The sequence below is a fragment of the Maledivibacter sp. genome, from assembly GCA_025210375.1.
In the GTDB taxonomy this organism is placed as follows: Bacteria; Bacillota; Clostridia; order Peptostreptococcales; family Caminicellaceae; genus JAOASB01.
In genome coordinates, this window is record JAOASB010000012.1 from 57,976 (window position 1) to 75,184 (window position 17,209).

The following is a 17,209-nucleotide window of genomic DNA, read 5'->3' on the forward strand; positions in this document are numbered from 1 at the left end:
TATGCCATATCTTAAATATTCAAATTAAGGATGATATTCGCATATTAGGCTTAGCCAAGTCAGAGTTATGCAATTTCCTCAATTTATGAATCCCCTAAATAATTTAACTGTTATTTAGGGGATTTTATTATGCAACTTAGCCAAGTTAGAATTATGCAAATTCCTCTATTTATAAAGTTAACGGTATGAATATGGCAGCAAGGACATAAAGGGGTAAAATAATTACTTGAAGCAATCATGAATTTTGTCACTAAATATAGTGACATTACATTAATATCTTTGTGTTGAACGACAGAATAAATATATATATAATTAACTTGACAGAATAGTCTGATTAAAACGCATGTTAAGTTTTGTCACTATTAAATCATGTCAGTAATAAATAAGGAGGAGATTTTATGTCGAAAAGTGCTGCTGAAAGCCTACGAAGTTCGCAGCAAGGTGGAGCAAAGGAAAAAATTCAAGAGTTTGGTAGATTTCTTAGTGGTATGGTTATGCCAAACATAGGTGCATTTATTGCTTGGGGATTGATAACAGCACTATTTATACCTACGGGTTGGACTCCAAATGAGAAGCTAAGTGCTTTAGTAGGTCCTATGATTTTGTATTTGCTACCATTATTAATTGGCTATACTGGTGGGAAATTAGTAGGAGGTACAAGGGGAGGAGTCATTGGAGCAGTGGCAACCATGGGAGTAGTTGTTGGAGTAGATATTCCTATGTTTATAGGGGCTATGATAATGGGACCTGTGGGAGGCTATATAATAAAGAAATTTGATGAGGCTATAGAAGGTAAAGTAGTATCGGGATTTGAAATGTTAGTGAACAATTTTTCTGCAGGAATTATAGGTATGATATTAGCTTTAGTGGCTTATTTAGGAATAGGCCCAGTAGTATTAGGATTAAATAATATATTAAAATCTGGAGTAGCGACAATAGTAAATGCCGGTTTACTACCCCTTTCATCCTTGTTTATTGAACCAGGTAAAATACTATTTCTAAATAATGCAATAAACCATGGCGTGTTAGGCCCCCTAGGCCTACAAGAAGCAAAGGAACTAGGAAAGTCAATATTCTTCCTATTAGAAACAAACCCAGGGCCTGGACTAGGAATATTATTGGCCTATTGGGTATTTAGCAAAGGAATGGTAAAACAATCAGCACCTGGAGCAATTATAATACACTTCTTAGGTGGAATACATGAGATATATTTTCCATACGTTTTAATGAATCCGATATTAGTGTTAGCTGTAATGGCAGGAGGAGCAAGTGGAGTTCTTACCTTTAGCCTTTTTGGAGCAGGGCTTGTTGCAACACCATCACCGGGAAGCATCTTTGCATTGCTGGCGATGACTCCAAAGGGTGGCTTTATAGGTGTAATACTGGGGGTAATAGTATCCACAGCAGTTTCCTTCCTTGTGGCTGCATTCTTCATAAAAAGAAAGAGCAATACTATTGTGGAAGAAGGACTAGAAAGTGCAAAGGAAAGGGTAATGGAATTGAAGGGCAAGAAATTTAAGCAAGGAGTTAAGAAAATTGTATTTGCATGTGATGCAGGTATGGGATCAAGTGCCATGGGGGCATCGACCTTAAGGAAAAAATTAGAAAAAGCTGGGATAGATGTTGAGACAGTCAATAGTGCAATTGATCAGATACCCGGGGATGCAGATATAGTCATTAGTCATAGCAGACTGACTCAAAGGGCAAAGGCCACAGCACCCAATGCTGAACATATTTCAATTGATAACTTTATAGGGAGCCCAGTATATGATGAATTAGTAAAGAGATTATCAAAATAGTAAGTGGATGGGGCTTTATATATTAATTAAAGCAGTGAAGATATAGTTCTTCACTGTTTTAGTTATTTGAGGGGGACTGCATAACTCTAACTTGGCTAAGGCTAATATGGGAATATCATCCTTGAATTATACAATTTACTCATTTATAAAATATTGAAAAATGTCATTAATAAATAATGACAAAGAAAATTATGTTTAACTTGATTTCAAGCTTTTTCCAAGGATATAATGAAACTAAAGAGAATTGCTAATTTACTAATGTCACTAATAAAGATAATCGCTTCAGGCCGATGACCAAAGCCCAATTTCTTCTTTGCCGATTAATTCCAGTCTGCTGTGAACTTGAACTTTTGTTGAAACCTGGAATGTTGTGGAGGTTATATACATGCTGAAGCCAATATCTATAACGAATGAGGGTGAGTAAATGTGACTGAGTTATCATTATCTTCAAGGACAAAAGGAATTCTGGAAATAATTAGTAATGAATGCAACACAATTACTATAAAGGAAATAGCAAAAAGATTAGCCGTTAGTTCTAGAACCATATTAAGGGAAATGCCTTCCGTTGAAAAATGGCTTGAAAGTAATGAATTTCAATTAATAAAGAAACCGAGGGTGGGAATAAAGCTAGTGGCTACATTAGACGATAAAGAAAGATTAAAAAGTTTATTGGAGGATGAATCGGTTGAAAAAACCTTTACGCCAGAGGAAAGACAATCATTGATTATTGGAGAGCTTTTACAAAACAAGGAACCCACAAAGCTGTATTACTTTTCCAGTAGTTTTAAAGTGTCGGAAGGAACCATAAGCCATGATCTTGATAAGGTAGAAGCTTGGTTTGAAAAGTACAAATTGACATTAGTTAGGAAACCAGGACTTGGAGTATATTTAAAGGGTAAGGAAAATACATTTAGAAAAGCTATGATTAATTTACTGTATGAGAATCTGAATGAAGAGCAGATATTAAATGTAATTCGTCAAAATTTGACCCCTGGTAACAAATCAAATGGAAGGATTGAAATTAATACTAAAAATAGGCTAATGAACCTAATAGACAAAGAAATAATAAAGACCATAGAACAAACAATACATGAAGCAGAAGGAGACTTGGAATATAGGCTTACAGATAGTTCTTATGCAGGATTAATTGTTCATCTCGCCCTAGCCATACAGAGAATAAAAAATAATGAAAACATCACAATGAAGGATGAATTTTTAACGGAGCTTAGTGAAAGTCAAGAATATACAACAGCGGAGAAAATAGCATATAAGATAGCTAAATCCTTAAATATAGAGATTCCTAATGATGAAATAGGATATATAACAATGCACCTAAAGGGTTCAAAAATGAGAAATGGAGCATATAAGGGGGATTCTAAGGGTGTTGACGAATTTATAATAGGAAATTTTGAACTAACTAAGCTGGTAAATGAAATGATCAAAATTGCAGAGGAAAAATCAGGCTATTCCTTAAAGGGAAATGAAAATCTTTTAGTCGGATTAGTAAGTCACTTAAGACCTACTATTAATAGGTTAAAGATGAATTTAGATATTAGAAACCCCCTGTTGGAAAAGATAAAGGAAATGTATCCTGGGATATTTAGTATCAGTGCAAAATGTGCAGAGGTTATAAATAAAAGGTTCAATTTAGAGATGCCTGAAGCTGAAATAGGGTTTATTGCCATGCACATAGGGGCGGCAATAGAAAAAGAAAGACGAAGGGTAGAAAAAGACAATAGGATTTATAATGTTGTAGTTGCTTGTACTAGTGGAATTGGTACATCTAAGCTTTTGGCCACAAGATTAAAAAAAGAATTTAATAATTTACAGATTATAGATACCATTTCTACTATTGAAATCAATGAAGAATGGCTTAAAAAAAATGAAGTCGATCTGGTCATTTCAACTGTTTATGTAAAGGAGAAGTCTATCCCAATAGTAAATGTAAATCCAGTTTTATTGAAGAATGATATAAATAGGATAAAAAAAATATTAGAAAAGCTAAATGTATATTCGGTAAAGAATTTATACACTAGTAATCAAAAAAATATTGACTTGATGGATAGGGCCAGTGCTTTGAAGGATTATGGGGAGGGTGTAATTGAAATCTTAAGTAATTTCTTTTTTGAAGAAAGCATACATGCTAATAGCATTAATGAATTAATTAGATGTGTGAGTTCCCTGGTAGGTAAAAATAAGGAAGAAGTAGATATTATTGAAAGGGATTTAAAAGAAAGGGAGAAGCATGGGAGTACCATACTAAATGGAAAAGAACTGATCCTATTACATTGCCGAACCAATGGGGTTAATACCCTTAAGCTTGGGGTGGCCAGATTAAGCCCACAAAAACCAATTTTTTGCATGAATACAAATGGAGATAAGGAAAAAATAGTTACAGCTTTGGTCATGATGACTCCCTTTAATAAAAGCAACAGACACTTAGAAGCCATTAGTGAGATTAGTAGAAATCTGATAGACGATCCCATGTTTATCGATGTTTTAGCTAGGGGAACAAAGAAGGATATATATAATGCAGTAAATGGTGTTTTAAATGGATTTCTTGATTCTAGAATTAAAATGTAGGAGGGGATAGATATGGTGATAAAGCTTGGAATCAGCCATGTACCACTTGCAATAATAAAACAAGGGGGGGCCATGGGAATAGTAATACTCGGAATAGTTTTAATCCTATTAACAGCTTTTATTTTAAAAAGGATAAATACAACTAATAACAAGGCTCACCTTAAAAATACTACTAACAATAAAGAAGCCATGGGAAATAAAGGTGCTGAAAAGCATTCTAATGGAATACTAAGAAAAGAAAACATACTATTAAACTTAGGCAAAATAAAAAAAGCTGATGCTATACAAATGGCGGGTCAACTTTTAATTGATGGGGGATATACAGGACAGGGGTATATACAAGCAATGTTAGAAAGAGAAAAGGTTGTATCAACTTATATTGGGAATGGAGTAGCTATACCCCATGGTGTGGGCTCATCTAAAAATCAGATAAAGCAATCTGGGATTGTAGTTCTCCAATTCCCACAGGGAATAGATTTTGGAGATGGCAATACGGCTTACTTGATTATTGGAATAGCAGGTAAGGGGGATGAACACTTGAAGATACTTTCTAATATTGCAGCATCTTTGGAAAATGAAAAAGTAGTAGAAAAGCTTGTGAACACAAAGAATGTAAATGATATTTATGATATATTTATTAGCAACTAATCTAGAGGAAGGAGTGATGTAGTGATTACTACCATAACTTTGAACCCTGCCATAGATAAAACAATGATAATAGACAATTTTCAAGCTGGAAAAGTAAATAGGGAGTTAAGCCTAAGAATAGATGCTGCAGGAAAGGGAATAAATGTATCAAAGGTCATACAAAAACTTGGTGGGAAAAGCCAAGCTATGGGAATACTTGCTGGCAATACAGGAGAATTTATAAAAAATGAATTAGATAGAATGAAAATCGAATATGATTTTATGATGATAGAGGGACAAACCAGGACGAATACAAAGATAGTAGATAGAGAAAATAATTTAGTCACCGATATAAATGAAAACGGGCCATGGGTTTCCCATGAGGATTTAAAGAAATTTGAAAAGAATATTATGGATGGACTATCTAAAGGGTCTATAGCAGTATTTTCTGGAAGTGTACCTAGAAATGTAGATAAAAAAATATACACTCGCTTAATTAATGGAGCCAAGGCTAAGGGTGCAAAAACCATTTTGGATGCCGATGGAGAGCTGTTGATAGAAGGATTGAAGGCAGGCCCTTATCTTGTAAAACCTAATATACACGAGTTAGAAAAAATATTTTCTATAAAGATAGAAAGTACAGAAGAGATTATAAGATATGGAAAGAAAATTTTAGAATATGGTGTAGATTATGTAGTTGTTTCCCGTGGAGAAGAGGGCTCAGTTTTGATAAGTAATAATGAAATTGCCATAGTAAAGGGTATAAAAGTTGAAGCAAAGAGTACGGTGGGGGCAGGAGATTCATTGGTGGCTGCCATATCATTATCAATTAGTAGGGGGTATACTTTGGAAGATACGATAAAATTAGCTGTTGCCACAAGCATAGCCAGTGTCATGACCGATGGAACACAATCAGGGAGTATGGATACCATTAATGAATTAATAGAAAAAGTAGAGTTTAAATTAGTTGATAGGGGGATGATTAAAGATGAAAACTAGAGCAGTAAGAATGTATGGGAAAGATGACTTAAGATTAGAAGAATTTGAGCTTCCAGAAATAAAGGATGATGAGATTCTAGTCACAATTGTTTCAAACAGTATTTGTATGTCTACCTACAAAGCGGCGAAACAAGGAGCAATGCATAAAAGAGTACCTGAAGACGTTGCGATTAATCCAATAATAACGGGGCATGAGTTTTCCGGTGAAATTATAAAGGTTGGGGATAAATGGAAGAATAAATTTAAAGCAGGAAATAAATATGCCCTTCAGCCAGCATTGAATTACAAAGGCAGTCCATATTCACCGGGATATTCCTATAAGTTTTTTGGAGGTAATGCGACCTATGCAATTATTCCCCAGGAGGTTATGGAGCTTGGATGTTTAATCAATTATGGTGGAGAAGGCTTTTTTGAAGCATCTTTAGCTGAGCCCATGTCATGCATAATAGGTGGTTTCCATTCAAATTATCATACCAAAAGCGGAGTATATAAGCATGAAATGGGAATAACCCCCAAGGGTAAAATGGCAATACTAGGAGGAGCAGGGCCCATGGGCCTTGGAGCAATAGATTATATTATTCATTGTGAAAGAAAACCAAAGCTTTTAGTTATAACTGATATTGATGACAAAAGGCTGGAAAGGGCTCAAAGTATACTTACTATAGAAGAAGCAGAAAAAAATGGTGTGGAGTTAAAATATGTTAACACAAAGAATTTTGAAAATCCCGATGAATATCTAATGTCCCTTACGGATAATAAAGGATTTGATGATGTATATGTCTATGCCCCCATTGAAGTTCTTGCAGAGCAAGGGGATAAAATATTAGGTAAGGATGGATGCTTGAACTTTTTTGCTGGCCCTACTAATAAGCAGTTTTCAGCAAAGGTAAATTATTATGATGTTCATTATTCAGCGACCCATATAATAGGTTCTACTGGGGGGAATACAGAGGATTTAATTGAGTCGTTAGAAATGACAAGCAAGGGACTAATCAACCCTGCAGTAATGGTCACCCATGTGGGGGGGTTAAATAGTGCAGGGGAAACCATACTAAATTTACCTAATATTCCTGGTGGAAAGAAACTTATTTACACCAATATAGATATGGAATTAACTGCCATAGAAGATTTTGAAAAAAAGGGAAAAACCGATAAGTTTTTTGCAAAATTAGCTGAAATAACTAGTAGATATAATGGATTATGGTCCTTAGAAGCTGAAAAGTATTTATTAGAAAATAAATAGAAGATAAAATATTGAAGGGAGCCGGATATGTATAAGGTAGAAGTAATATTGACCAATGAAACTGGACTTCATGCAAGGCCAGCTAGTTTGTTGGTAAAGGAAGCATCAAAATATGTATCGGAAATAAAGCTGATAAAAGCTGATAGGGAATATAATGCAAAGAGTATAATGGGCATTTTATCTATGGGAGCTAATAAAGGTACGAAATTGACCATTGCCGCAGAGGGAAGGGATGAAAAGGCAGCAGTTATGGGCTTAAAGGCTTTAGTTGACAGGGGTTTTTCCGAATAGATAGGCGGAGAGTATAAAAATCTCAAAAAATAAAATAAAAACTTATGTTAAAAAAGAAGCTTGATAATAAATCATAGCTTCTTTTTTATCCATTTCTTAAAGGGGCAGGTATTGAATAATTTACTTAATATAAAGTAAGTAAAATTTTCAATACCTGACCAATATATATAGTTAATTAGAACCTAAAAGCTTGTTCAATAATCCCGTTGAATTTAGCAAGATTAAAAAGATAGCAGCAGGAGCTAAAAACTTGATTATGAAGCTATAAAGACCCTTGGCCCTTAATTTATAAAGACCTTGGCTAGTAATTTCTTTAATAGTATTTTCAGTACCCCATACCCATCCTACAAAGATACTGATCAGTAATCCGCCTATTGGTAGGAAGATATTTGAAGTTATAAAATCAAATAGACCAAAGAAAGTTTTTCCAAATATAGTGACATTACTCCATGGGCCAAAGGACATTATGCTAAGTAATGATACTAAGAATATTGCTGAAGATACAAGGATTGTAGCCTTTTTTCTTTTAAGACCAAATTCCTCTATTGCAAAGGACACAACTACTTCTAAAAGGGAAATAGTAGATGTTATAGCAGCAATTCCTATAAGGGAGAAGAATAAAAATCCAAAAATATTCCCAAAGGGCATTTCACTAAATACTGCTGGCAATGTAACAAAGATTAGTCCTGCTCCTTTTGTCGGCTCCAGACCATATGCAAATACTGCTGGGAAGATAACTAAACCAGCCATTAAGGCAATAACGGTATCAGCTATGGTAACCTGAATTGCTAATTTAACTATATCTTCTTTTCTATCAATATAACTCCCATAGGTCAGTATAATACCCATGCCTAAGCTTAATGTAAAGAAGGAATGGCCAAGGGCCTCTAGAACTCCCTTTGTAGTCAACTGTGAGAAATCAGGCTTGAAAAGGAACTCAACCCCCTTTGAAGCTCCATCTAAAGTCAAAGATCTAAACATTAATAGTATTAGAATACCAAATAAAACCGGCATTAATATCTTACAATATTTCTCCACACCGTTTTTTATTCCAGATATCACCACAAGTGCGGTTAGTACAATTACTACAAAGGTACAGATTATAGATTCCGTAGAGTTTCCAATGATTCCTTCAAAATAAGCACCTAAATTAGCAGGAGCTACGGATACTATTTTTCCCGTTGCCGCTCTACCTATGTAGGATAATATCCATCCTGCAATCATTGCATAATATGAAAGTATTATAAAAGCAGTTAATGTAGCTAAGTAGCCCGATAAAAACCATGGTTTTTTAGGTTCTATTTTTTTAAATGAACCAACAGCATTTGCTTGGGTTTTCCTACCTAATACAAATTCAGATATCATTACAGGTAAACCTATTAAAGCTATACAAACTAAATAAACTAAAATAAAAGCTGCTCCTCCGTTTTTCCCAGTAATATAAGGGAATTTCCATATATTACCTAGACCGATGGCAGAACCCGCTGCAGCTGCCAGTATACCTAATTTTGATCCAAAATTATCTCTTTTCATTTTTGTCATCCTTTCAAGTCATATTTGTATAAAAAATTCATATCTTAATCAACAATGCCCATTCTCTAGACTAAAAATAAAAAATCCTTCATCTCTATAGATATTCAATAAATACCTATAGGGACGAAGGATTATAATCTCCGTGGTACCACCCTATTTTACAATAATAATAATTGCATCTTTATTCAGGTCGAAATAAAGTCTAATTGACTTCATATGAACCATAGCCATATATTGGTGGCAGCCATCCTTATTTACTGGGTATTCCTTTCAATTCGGCAACTCAGGAGGGATCATTATATACTTACCTTAACACTAACTTTCAGCAAATGTTAGTTCTCTGTAGTCAAAGTATCAGCATTTTTCTCTCCGTCTTTGTTTTAAAAATATGAATTTTGAAGACAAGTATTATTATACGAATATTATTATAATATGTCAATAAAAAATTTTCTAAATTTTTAAAAGAAAATAAATTGAATTTCATCTAAAGTTAAAGTAAAAAAATGTCGATATTATACTGTCTATGTTTTTGCTGTTTTTTGGAATAAAGGGTGTATATATGAAATAAAGGGGGAGGTTTCTAGTGAAATTGAGGAAATCTAAGTCAAGTATTAGAAATAAGATTTTTCTTAATTCAATTGCACTAAGTATCGTATTAACAATTATACTGATGATTATTTCAAACTATACTATCAATGAGATTAAAGGACATGTAACCCAAGGAGTGGATACCCTACTGAGAGACGAATTTGATAGGTTGATTAAACTGGAAGTTGAAACTGCGGTGGGGATTCTTAAAGGCATCAATAATAAGGTGCAAAAGGGTGAAATCACACTAGAAGAGGGAAAAAAATTAGGTGCCGATTTGCTTAGGGATATAAGGTATGGAGACGATGGCAATGGATATTTTTGGGCGGATACATCAAAGGGAGATAATATAGTCCTATTAGGGAAAAAGGATGTAGAGGGTAAGAATAGAATTAATCTACAGGATTCAAAGGGACTTTATCTCTTAAAAGCGGTTATTTCCAAGGGAATGGAGCCCGGGGGAGGATACACAGACTACTGGTTTCCAAGACCCGGGGAAACGGAACCCCTACCTAAAAGATGTTATACTTTGTATTTCGAGCCATTTGATTGGGTAATCGGAACGGGAGCCTACATAGATGATATAGAATATGTAGTTGATGATTATGAACAAGGGTTAGAGAAATATAAGGGACATAGTATAATTATTATGCTTATTTGGGCAGGTATATGTTTGGCAATAATAGGAGTGGTAGCCATGCTGGTAGGCAGAAAGATATCAAGACCTATTATAAGGCTGACAAGCTTAATTGACAAAACCACTAAACTGGATTTAGTATATGATGAATCCTACGAAGTATTGCTAAAGAATAATGATGAAACAGGTTTAATGGCTAATCAAGTATTTGACATGAGAAAAGTATTAAGAGAAATGGCAGGAAGTATTAAGGGACAGTCAAATGATATACTTAATAATTCTCAATTTTTATCACAAAATACAAATGAAACAGCATTATCTATTGATGAGGTTGCCAAGGCTGTGGAAGAACTAGCTGATGGAGCTACAAATCAAGCTTCGGAAGCCAATGAAGGTACAATGAAATTAGAGTCGTTAAATGAAAAAATTGATGAATTAATTCAAAGTGCAAATCTAATAAATAAATATACAAATGATACAAATGAAGTCAACCATAGATCATTATCCACTATGAAGGAATTACAGCATAATTTTAAAGCAAATAATGAAATGGTTCATCAAGTAAATGAAAATATAAATAGTCTTTCAGAAAAGTCCAGTTATATAGGACAAATTGTTGGAGTCATAAAGTCAATAGCGGAACAAACAAATTTATTGGCGCTTAATGCCGCTATTGAGGCTGCCAGAGCCGGAGACGCAGGTAAGGGCTTTGCAGTTGTAGCCGAAGAGGTTAGAAAGTTGGCGGAAGAAACAGGAAGCTCCACTCAGAAAATCGAGAGTATTACTACTGAAATAGAGCATGAAATAGAAAAAGTAAATCATACTATGGATGAAACAAAGGTGGTTGTACAAAATGCCGATAAAGCAGCCATGGAAGTAGAAAAAGTTTTTGAAGAAACCACAGAATCCATTGAAAAAATTACACAGCAGTTAGAGAGATTAACCAATAACATTGATATCGTAAGCAAATATAAAGAAGAAGTTACTTTTTCAATAGAAAATATTACTTCTGTAATACAACAATCTTCAGCATCTACAGAAGAGGTATCAGCTTCTGTGGAAGAGCAAACAGCTACTATTGCTGAAATTGCTAGTATGGCTGAAAAATTAAAAGTCATAGCTCGTGATTTAGAAGATAAAGTTAACATCTTTAGTATCTAATATAATAAAAAAATCCAGTATATCATGATGATATTCTGGATTTTTTTATTTAAGAAAGCTATATGTAAAGGATTTATTGGGATTTCCATAAGGAGATAATAAGTTTGTTATATTTAGGCTCATTAGTGAAATACTAATAAAAACTATCTCGGAGGAATAATTAGTGAATAAGGAAGTCATTTCTGATAAACAAGGTATAGCTGCTATAGTGCTATATATGTCTGGAACTTCATCAATGCTAGTATTTGGCACGGTAGCCGAAAAGGATATCTGGGTAGCTACTATTTTGGCTATACTTATGACACTATGTATTGTATTAGTATTTTGCCATATGCATTCTATGTTCCCGGGGAAAAACTTATTTGATATTTGTGATATATGCTTTGGTAGATTTATAGGCAAAGGAATTATTATACTATATGTTTGGTTCGCACTTCACAGTGGAACCTTGGTTGGAATGAATATCTATCAATTTATTACAGAGACCATTCTTCCTGCAACCCCTAACACAGCGGTATTTATTCTTCTATTGTTCCTTTGTTCTTGGATTGTCAAGAAAGGAATAGAGGTGATAGGAAGATGGTCAGAGTTCATGATCATTCCCTTTATTATTTTGGTATTTACTGTAATATTATTTTTTATTCCCGACATGGACATTAATAACATTCGGCCAGTACTAAGTAAAGGCATGAAGCCCATTTTAGAGGGAGCCTTTGCTGTTTTTTCATTTCCCTTTGGAGAAATTGTAATATTTACTATAATTTTTTCAGATTTTAAGTCAAATAAATCTCCGTATAGGATATATATAGGAGGGTTATTTATTGCAGGAATTGTTGTATTTATTACGTCTTTAGGTACTATTTTATACATAGGAATAAATTCTGCTTCAGAGCCCTATTATCCTATATATGAAGCTGTGAAAAGAATAGATGTGGGATTTATACTACAAAATCTTGAACCGGCAGTTGCTGTAACCTTTGTATTGGGAGGATTTTTGAAGGTTAGTATATATCTATTGGCTACTTGCAAAGGAGTTGTCAGTATATTTAAGTTAAAGGACTACAGATTTATAGTAATACCAATAGTTTTAATAATGCTTAATATGTCGTACTTTGTACATTTAAATAGAGTTGACTATAATAAATGGAATTTTGAAATATTCCCATACTATGCCTTTCTTTTTGAAATGATTTTACCTATTATTATATGGATTACAGCCCAAATAAAATTTAAGAAATTTAAATATAAAAAATCTATTTAAGCTATAGGATTTATACATGTAGGGAATTTTCATGGTCACAAATCTTAAAGAAGGATTTTTGAGTTTTCCATAGAATAGGTTGGTTATAGAGGATTTAGGTTCAATTTTGGACTGTGCATAATTATTAAGCTTATTAGTGATGATCAAGATTTTTTGACTACGGGAGGAATAAAAGTGCTATATGAAAAAAATACTATTTATATTTTAGGTACGGCTAAGATAGGTAAAAACGATCCTATTTCGGCTATGTATAATATTTTTTTCTTAGGTATTATTATAGAGAGAGGAAGCGGTAAAATAGTAGACTCAACTTGTAATATGGTGAGGGATGTTACCACTGATTTCATTAGGTCTATTCTTATAGGATATAATCTTGTAGATGATATAGAGATGATCATAGATGAAATAAAAGATAGATTCTATGGAATGGCTCAGAAAGCAGTGATTGCCTCCATAAAGGATGCTCGAAATAAATACATGATGATAAAAAATAATTGAAGCATACTATAAAATAAAGTATAATAAAATTACAGTATAGGGATTTTAGTATAGACTTTAACTTATATTATAAAAATCCTATATACAGAGTTCTAAGTAAATCTGAGTTTATGTATGTGCAAATACTCAGTGTTTCTGGGAGTTTTGGATATGTATAAATTAAAGTTTTGACTTGAATCTCTATAAATATATCTCCATGAAAATTTCATATTAAGTTTTGTTTATTAGTATATAGATTAGCCTCTATATATAATTGTAGATAAGACCCAGTTAAACCCCATAGTTTAGCTGGGTTTTTTGTATTCTGACATGAGGAGTTGAAATGATATGAATCAAAACTATTTTATTGATATTGAAAATATAATTAGAAAAAATTTGGAAAAAAGAGGTATGGATAAAATTAATCTATTGGGTGAATTTGAAAATGCCGTAAAGGATATTTATAATGGTTCTACTGTGTTAATAGTTACTGGTTTTGTGATTAGGAGCAGTCTTACGGGTGAAACAGATGGCCCTATTGGAGCAATATCCTTGGCCAGTGCATTGGAGAAGCTAGGTAAAAAGGTAGTGCTTGTAACTGATAAATATTCTAGGGATATGCTATATAATTGCTGTATTGTAAAGGATGTTAAGGCTTCTATAGAAGTGGTTCCACATTATAATACAGACAAGTTTTGTAATGAACTATTAGAAAAATATCAGCCATCTCATATAGTTGCCATAGAAAGACCAGGAAGAGCAAAGGATGGTCACTGCTATTCCATGAGGGGAGAAGACCTTAGTGATTTGGTACCAGATACAGACATATTATTTATAAAATCAAAGGAGCAAGGGATAGTTTCATTGGCTGTTGGAGATGGGGGTAATGAAGTAGGCATGGGAAAGGTATCCTCATTTGTGATAGACTCAGTAAATAAGGGTGAGCAAATATGTGCAGCCATTAGCACCGATTATCTAATTGTAGCCGGAGTATCTAATTGGGGTGGCCATGCTTTGGCTGCAGCTCTTTCCATAATTTCTGGAACCATGCTATTACATGATTCTAAAATAGAAAAAAGATTATTAGAAGTGATGATAGAAGCAGGAGCGGTTGATGGATGTACCAAAAAGGGGACATTAACCGTAGATGGATTAAGCTTAGAAGATAATATAGAAATTCTTGAAAATTTAAGAAGCATAGTAGATATTTTACTAAATACAGTAGAAGAAAATTACATTTATATGAAATGTACTTAAAAAATAGACTTTATTATTTGAGGAAATTGCACAACTCTTACTTGAGGAAATTGCATAACTCTGACTTGGCAGAATTGCATAATATATATGGCTTTTATAGAAAGTAATTATACAATTTCCTCATTTAATACATACACCCAGATTATTCATAATAGGGGAACTCTAAATATTTTCAAATTTGTTATGGGTAATCTGGGTTAAGATTAATGGGTTTAATGAATTTGGTAACTTGAATAGCTTGTACATCCATAGGATAATATTTCGAAAATCATATCATTAGTTAGATTTATTTCTAAATCATTGGCATAGGTCCTTATCAATATACTTTGTGTAGTCATAGGTATGTTTTCTCTCTTTAGCTTATCAACATAATTTAATATTAGAACAATCTTATTTTGAAATGTGCTTAAAGTCATAAAAGCCCTCCTCTTAAATATTTAGCCTAGATTATTTATAGAGCAATAATATAAATAAAAGCAGCTTAAGAATTTTTATAGGTGTTATTGGTTTATATTCTTTTTATAACTATATATAATATAATTCGATAATATGCATAAATTTAGGGTACTTATTTATGTAGCAATATATGGGCCTATTCCAATATTATGTATAATGCCTATGGAGTAGTGATTTTACAGCTTTATAGATTTTAGTCAAAATTTCAATCATTTTTGAGTTTTCTATAAAAAGCAGATATTGTGACTATTAATTATAGACATAGGAGAAAATATAATATAGGGTTTTCATAGATGTTTTAATTTATACTATGTGAATCATATATATTGAGTTGTATTGAAATTCGCCTTAAAAAAATGTATAATTATATGAAATCGGTAACATGTTTTCTAGAATATAATTATTTTAGCTTTTAAACCTTTGAGGAGGACTAAAATGGCTGTTACAATTAATGATATAGCAAAGGTTGCAGGTGTATCAAGGACAACTGTATCAAGGGTTTTAAATGATTCAGGATATGTTAAGGACGAAACTAGAGAGAAAATTTTAAAAGCTATAAAGGAATTAAATTATACACCTAGTGCCATAGCAAGAAGTTTATCTACAAATAGGACGAATACTATAGGTGTCATAGTTCCTGAGATAAATAATCCCTTTTTTGGAGAGATAATAAAGGGTATCAGCCAAGAGGCAGATGAGCATAATTTGAATTTAATTCTCTTCAATACTGACGATAGCAGGAAAAAGGAACTAAAAGCCCTTAAGCTTCTTAAGGAACAAAGAATACAAGGGGTCATTATTACTCCAACATATCCCGAGGACGAGTTTAATAGGGAATATCTAAACACCCTAGAAAATCTAGGTATTCCAGTGGTTTTGATAGATGGACATGTTGAATGCTTTAATTTTAGTGGAGTGTTTATAGATCATATTAAAGGAGCCTATGATGGAACTAATGCTTTAATACAAGAAGGTCACAAGAAAATAGGAATAATAACAGGATGTATGAATTCTAGACCAGCTAAGGATAGATTAACGGGTTACAAAAAAGCATTAGTTATGAATAAGATTCCAGTAAATGAGAAATATATTTTTTATGGTGACTATAAACACGAAAGTGCTTATGATATTACAAAAAATATAATAGCAATGGAAGATAGACCTACTGCTATTTTTGTCATGAGCAATATGATGATTTTAGGATGTATGAAGGCACTGTATGAAGAAAAAATTAGTGTTCCAGAGGAGATTGCAATTATAGGTTTTGATAAGATAGAGGCATTAAATATAGTTGGAATGAATATAAGCTTTATAAATGGACCTACCATAGAGATGGGTAGAACGGGAATGAAGCTGTTAATTGATAATTTGCAAAGTAAAGATGGTAATAAAAAAATAAAAAGAATTACTCTTTTACCTAAAATTGTTTTAAAGGGATCAGAGAAGTATATAAAAAAGTAAATGTGAATAATCTATATAAGACCCATTTATAAATTAAAGTCTAAAAAATTTATTGGGACTTCTACAGTATAATATTCACATTTAAGATTAAATTTCGTGGAACCGTTCACATATGTATGGGAATTAATTATTTATAAATATAAAGGAGAGGATAATAATGGAAATACAAAACTATATCGATCATACTTTATTGAAGCCAGGATCAGAGGAGGAACAAATAAGAAAGGTGTGTGCTGAAGCTAGGGAATATGGATTTGCTTCAGTGTGCGTAAACCCATATTATGCTGGGTTGGTTAGAAAAGAATTAGAGGGAACTAATGTAAAGACCTGTGTAGTTGTAGGATTCCCATTAGGGGCTACTACAAAGGAAGTAAAAGCATTTGAGACAAATCAAGTAATTGAAAATGGGGCACAGGAAGTAGATATGGTAATCAATATCGGAGCATTGAAATCTAAAAAATATGGGGATGTTAAAGAGGATGTTGAAGCAGTAGTTAAAGCAGCAAATGGAAGGGCCTTGGTTAAGGTTATAATAGAAACCTGCCTTCTAACTGAGGAAGAAAAAGTAAAGGCATGTGAAATTTCAAAGGAAGCCGGTGCAGATTTTGTAAAAACTTCAACAGGATTTTCTACAGGAGGAGCAACTGTGGAAGATGTAAAATTAATGAGAAAAACAGTAGGGCCAGATATGGGCGTTAAGGCTTCAGGTGGTGTTAGAACAAAAGAAGATGCTGATGCAGTTATAGCTGCTGGAGCAACTAGGATAGGTGCAAGTGCTTCTATAGCTATTGTGGAGGGAACCAAAAATTCAAATTCAGGATATTAGATTATAGACA

14 protein-coding genes and 1 other annotated feature are annotated in these 17,209 nt (G+C 33.2%); of the genes, 12 read left to right on the forward strand and 2 right to left on the reverse strand.

The window, feature by feature from the left end:
- The first annotated feature begins 398 nt into the window (after positions 1-398).
- From N4A68_04030 to N4A68_04055, 6 genes are all read left to right on the forward strand, one after another.
- A complete protein-coding gene (locus tag N4A68_04030; protein ID MCT4563466.1) occupies positions 399-1,799 on the forward strand; it encodes a PTS mannitol transporter subunit IICBA in 1,401 nt (466 codons plus the stop codon).
- A 426-nt stretch (positions 1,800-2,225) separates the two neighbouring features.
- Positions 2,226-4,382, forward strand: a complete 2,157-nt coding sequence (locus tag N4A68_04035) for a BglG family transcription antiterminator (GenBank protein MCT4563467.1) — start codon at positions 2,226-2,228, stop codon at positions 4,380-4,382.
- A gap of 189 nt (positions 4,383-4,571) precedes the next feature.
- Positions 4,572-5,030 carry a PTS sugar transporter subunit IIA gene (locus N4A68_04040; GenBank protein MCT4563468.1) on the forward strand — a complete coding sequence of 153 codons (459 nt, stop codon included), beginning with the start codon at positions 4,572-4,574 and terminating at the stop codon, positions 5,028-5,030.
- Between the two features lie 21 nt (positions 5,031-5,051).
- Entirely contained in the window at positions 5,052-6,008 is a 957-nt protein-coding gene (gene pfkB, locus N4A68_04045) for a 1-phosphofructokinase (GenBank protein MCT4563469.1), read from the forward strand.
- Positions 5,998-7,251, forward strand: coding sequence for a zinc-binding dehydrogenase (locus N4A68_04050; protein ID MCT4563470.1), 1,254 nt, complete (start codon positions 5,998-6,000; stop codon positions 7,249-7,251). Before pfkB ends, N4A68_04050 begins: the two co-directional genes overlap by 11 nt.
- Before the next feature lie 27 nt (positions 7,252-7,278).
- The gene (locus tag N4A68_04055) at positions 7,279-7,542 is read left to right on the forward strand and encodes an HPr family phosphocarrier protein (GenBank protein ID MCT4563471.1); all 264 of its coding nucleotides are present in this window, start codon (positions 7,279-7,281) and stop codon (positions 7,540-7,542) included.
- A 171-nt stretch (positions 7,543-7,713) separates the two neighbouring features.
- On the opposite strand, the gene N4A68_04060 is transcribed toward N4A68_04055, so the two are convergent.
- Positions 7,714-9,075: a sodium-dependent transporter gene (locus tag N4A68_04060; GenBank protein ID MCT4563472.1), complete on the reverse strand. Its 1,362-nt coding sequence runs from the start codon at positions 9,073-9,075 to the stop codon at positions 7,714-7,716.
- 116 nt (positions 9,076-9,191) lie between these two features.
- Positions 9,192-9,460: a binding site (T-box leader), on the reverse strand.
- A 198-nt stretch (positions 9,461-9,658) separates the two neighbouring features.
- Here N4A68_04060 and N4A68_04065 point away from each other — a divergent pair.
- The 4 genes from N4A68_04065 (at position 9,659) to N4A68_04080 (ending at position 14,456) form a co-directional block, all read left to right on the forward strand.
- On the forward strand, positions 9,659-11,461 hold the full coding sequence (locus tag N4A68_04065) for a methyl-accepting chemotaxis protein (protein MCT4563473.1): 1,803 nt from the start codon (positions 9,659-9,661) through the stop codon (positions 11,459-11,461).
- Positions 11,462-11,624: 163 nt separating this feature from the next.
- On the forward strand, positions 11,625-12,722 hold the full coding sequence (locus tag N4A68_04070; GenBank protein MCT4563474.1) for an endospore germination permease: 1,098 nt from the start codon (positions 11,625-11,627) through the stop codon (positions 12,720-12,722).
- Between the two features lie 174 nt (positions 12,723-12,896).
- Entirely contained in the window at positions 12,897-13,220 is a 324-nt protein-coding gene (locus N4A68_04075) for a DUF3870 domain-containing protein (GenBank protein ID MCT4563475.1), read from the forward strand.
- A gap of 327 nt (positions 13,221-13,547) precedes the next feature.
- Positions 13,548-14,456, forward strand: a complete 909-nt coding sequence (locus N4A68_04080) for a DUF4392 domain-containing protein (protein ID MCT4563476.1) — start codon at positions 13,548-13,550, stop codon at positions 14,454-14,456.
- Between the two features lie 212 nt (positions 14,457-14,668).
- On the opposite strand, the gene N4A68_04085 is transcribed toward N4A68_04080, so the two are convergent.
- Positions 14,669-14,872, reverse strand: a complete 204-nt coding sequence (locus tag N4A68_04085; GenBank protein MCT4563477.1) for a hypothetical protein — start codon at positions 14,870-14,872, stop codon at positions 14,669-14,671.
- Between the two features lie 475 nt (positions 14,873-15,347).
- Here N4A68_04085 and N4A68_04090 point away from each other — a divergent pair, with 475 nt between their 5' ends.
- Positions 15,348-16,373, forward strand: a complete 1,026-nt coding sequence (locus tag N4A68_04090; protein MCT4563478.1) for a LacI family transcriptional regulator — start codon at positions 15,348-15,350, stop codon at positions 16,371-16,373.
- Positions 16,374-16,530: 157 nt separating this feature from the next.
- Positions 16,531-17,199 carry a deoxyribose-phosphate aldolase gene (gene deoC, locus N4A68_04095; protein MCT4563479.1) on the forward strand — a complete coding sequence of 223 codons (669 nt, stop codon included), beginning with the start codon at positions 16,531-16,533 and terminating at the stop codon, positions 17,197-17,199.
- Positions 17,200-17,209 lie beyond the last annotated feature (10 nt).

Excerpts from the sequence above, each read along its gene's own strand:
- deoC (MCT4563479.1), top strand. The coding sequence starts at position 16,531 with ATGGAAATACAAAACTATATCGATCATACTTTATTGAAGCCAGGATCA.
- N4A68_04060 (MCT4563472.1), bottom strand. The coding sequence starts at position 9,075 with ATGAAAAGAGATAATTTTGGATCAAAATTAGGTATACTGGCAGCTGCA.
- N4A68_04030 (MCT4563466.1), top strand. The coding sequence starts at position 399 with ATGTCGAAAAGTGCTGCTGAAAGCCTACGAAGTTCGCAGCAAGGTGGA.
- N4A68_04040 (MCT4563468.1), top strand. The coding sequence starts at position 4,572 with ATGGGAAATAAAGGTGCTGAAAAGCATTCTAATGGAATACTAAGAAAA.
- N4A68_04050 (MCT4563470.1), top strand. The coding sequence starts at position 5,998 with ATGAAAACTAGAGCAGTAAGAATGTATGGGAAAGATGACTTAAGATTA.
- N4A68_04090 (MCT4563478.1), top strand. The coding sequence starts at position 15,348 with ATGGCTGTTACAATTAATGATATAGCAAAGGTTGCAGGTGTATCAAGG.
- N4A68_04080 (MCT4563476.1), top strand. The coding sequence starts at position 13,548 with ATGAATCAAAACTATTTTATTGATATTGAAAATATAATTAGAAAAAAT.
- N4A68_04085 (MCT4563477.1), bottom strand. The coding sequence starts at position 14,872 with ATGACTTTAAGCACATTTCAAAATAAGATTGTTCTAATATTAAATTAT.
- N4A68_04055 (MCT4563471.1), top strand. The coding sequence starts at position 7,279 with ATGTATAAGGTAGAAGTAATATTGACCAATGAAACTGGACTTCATGCA.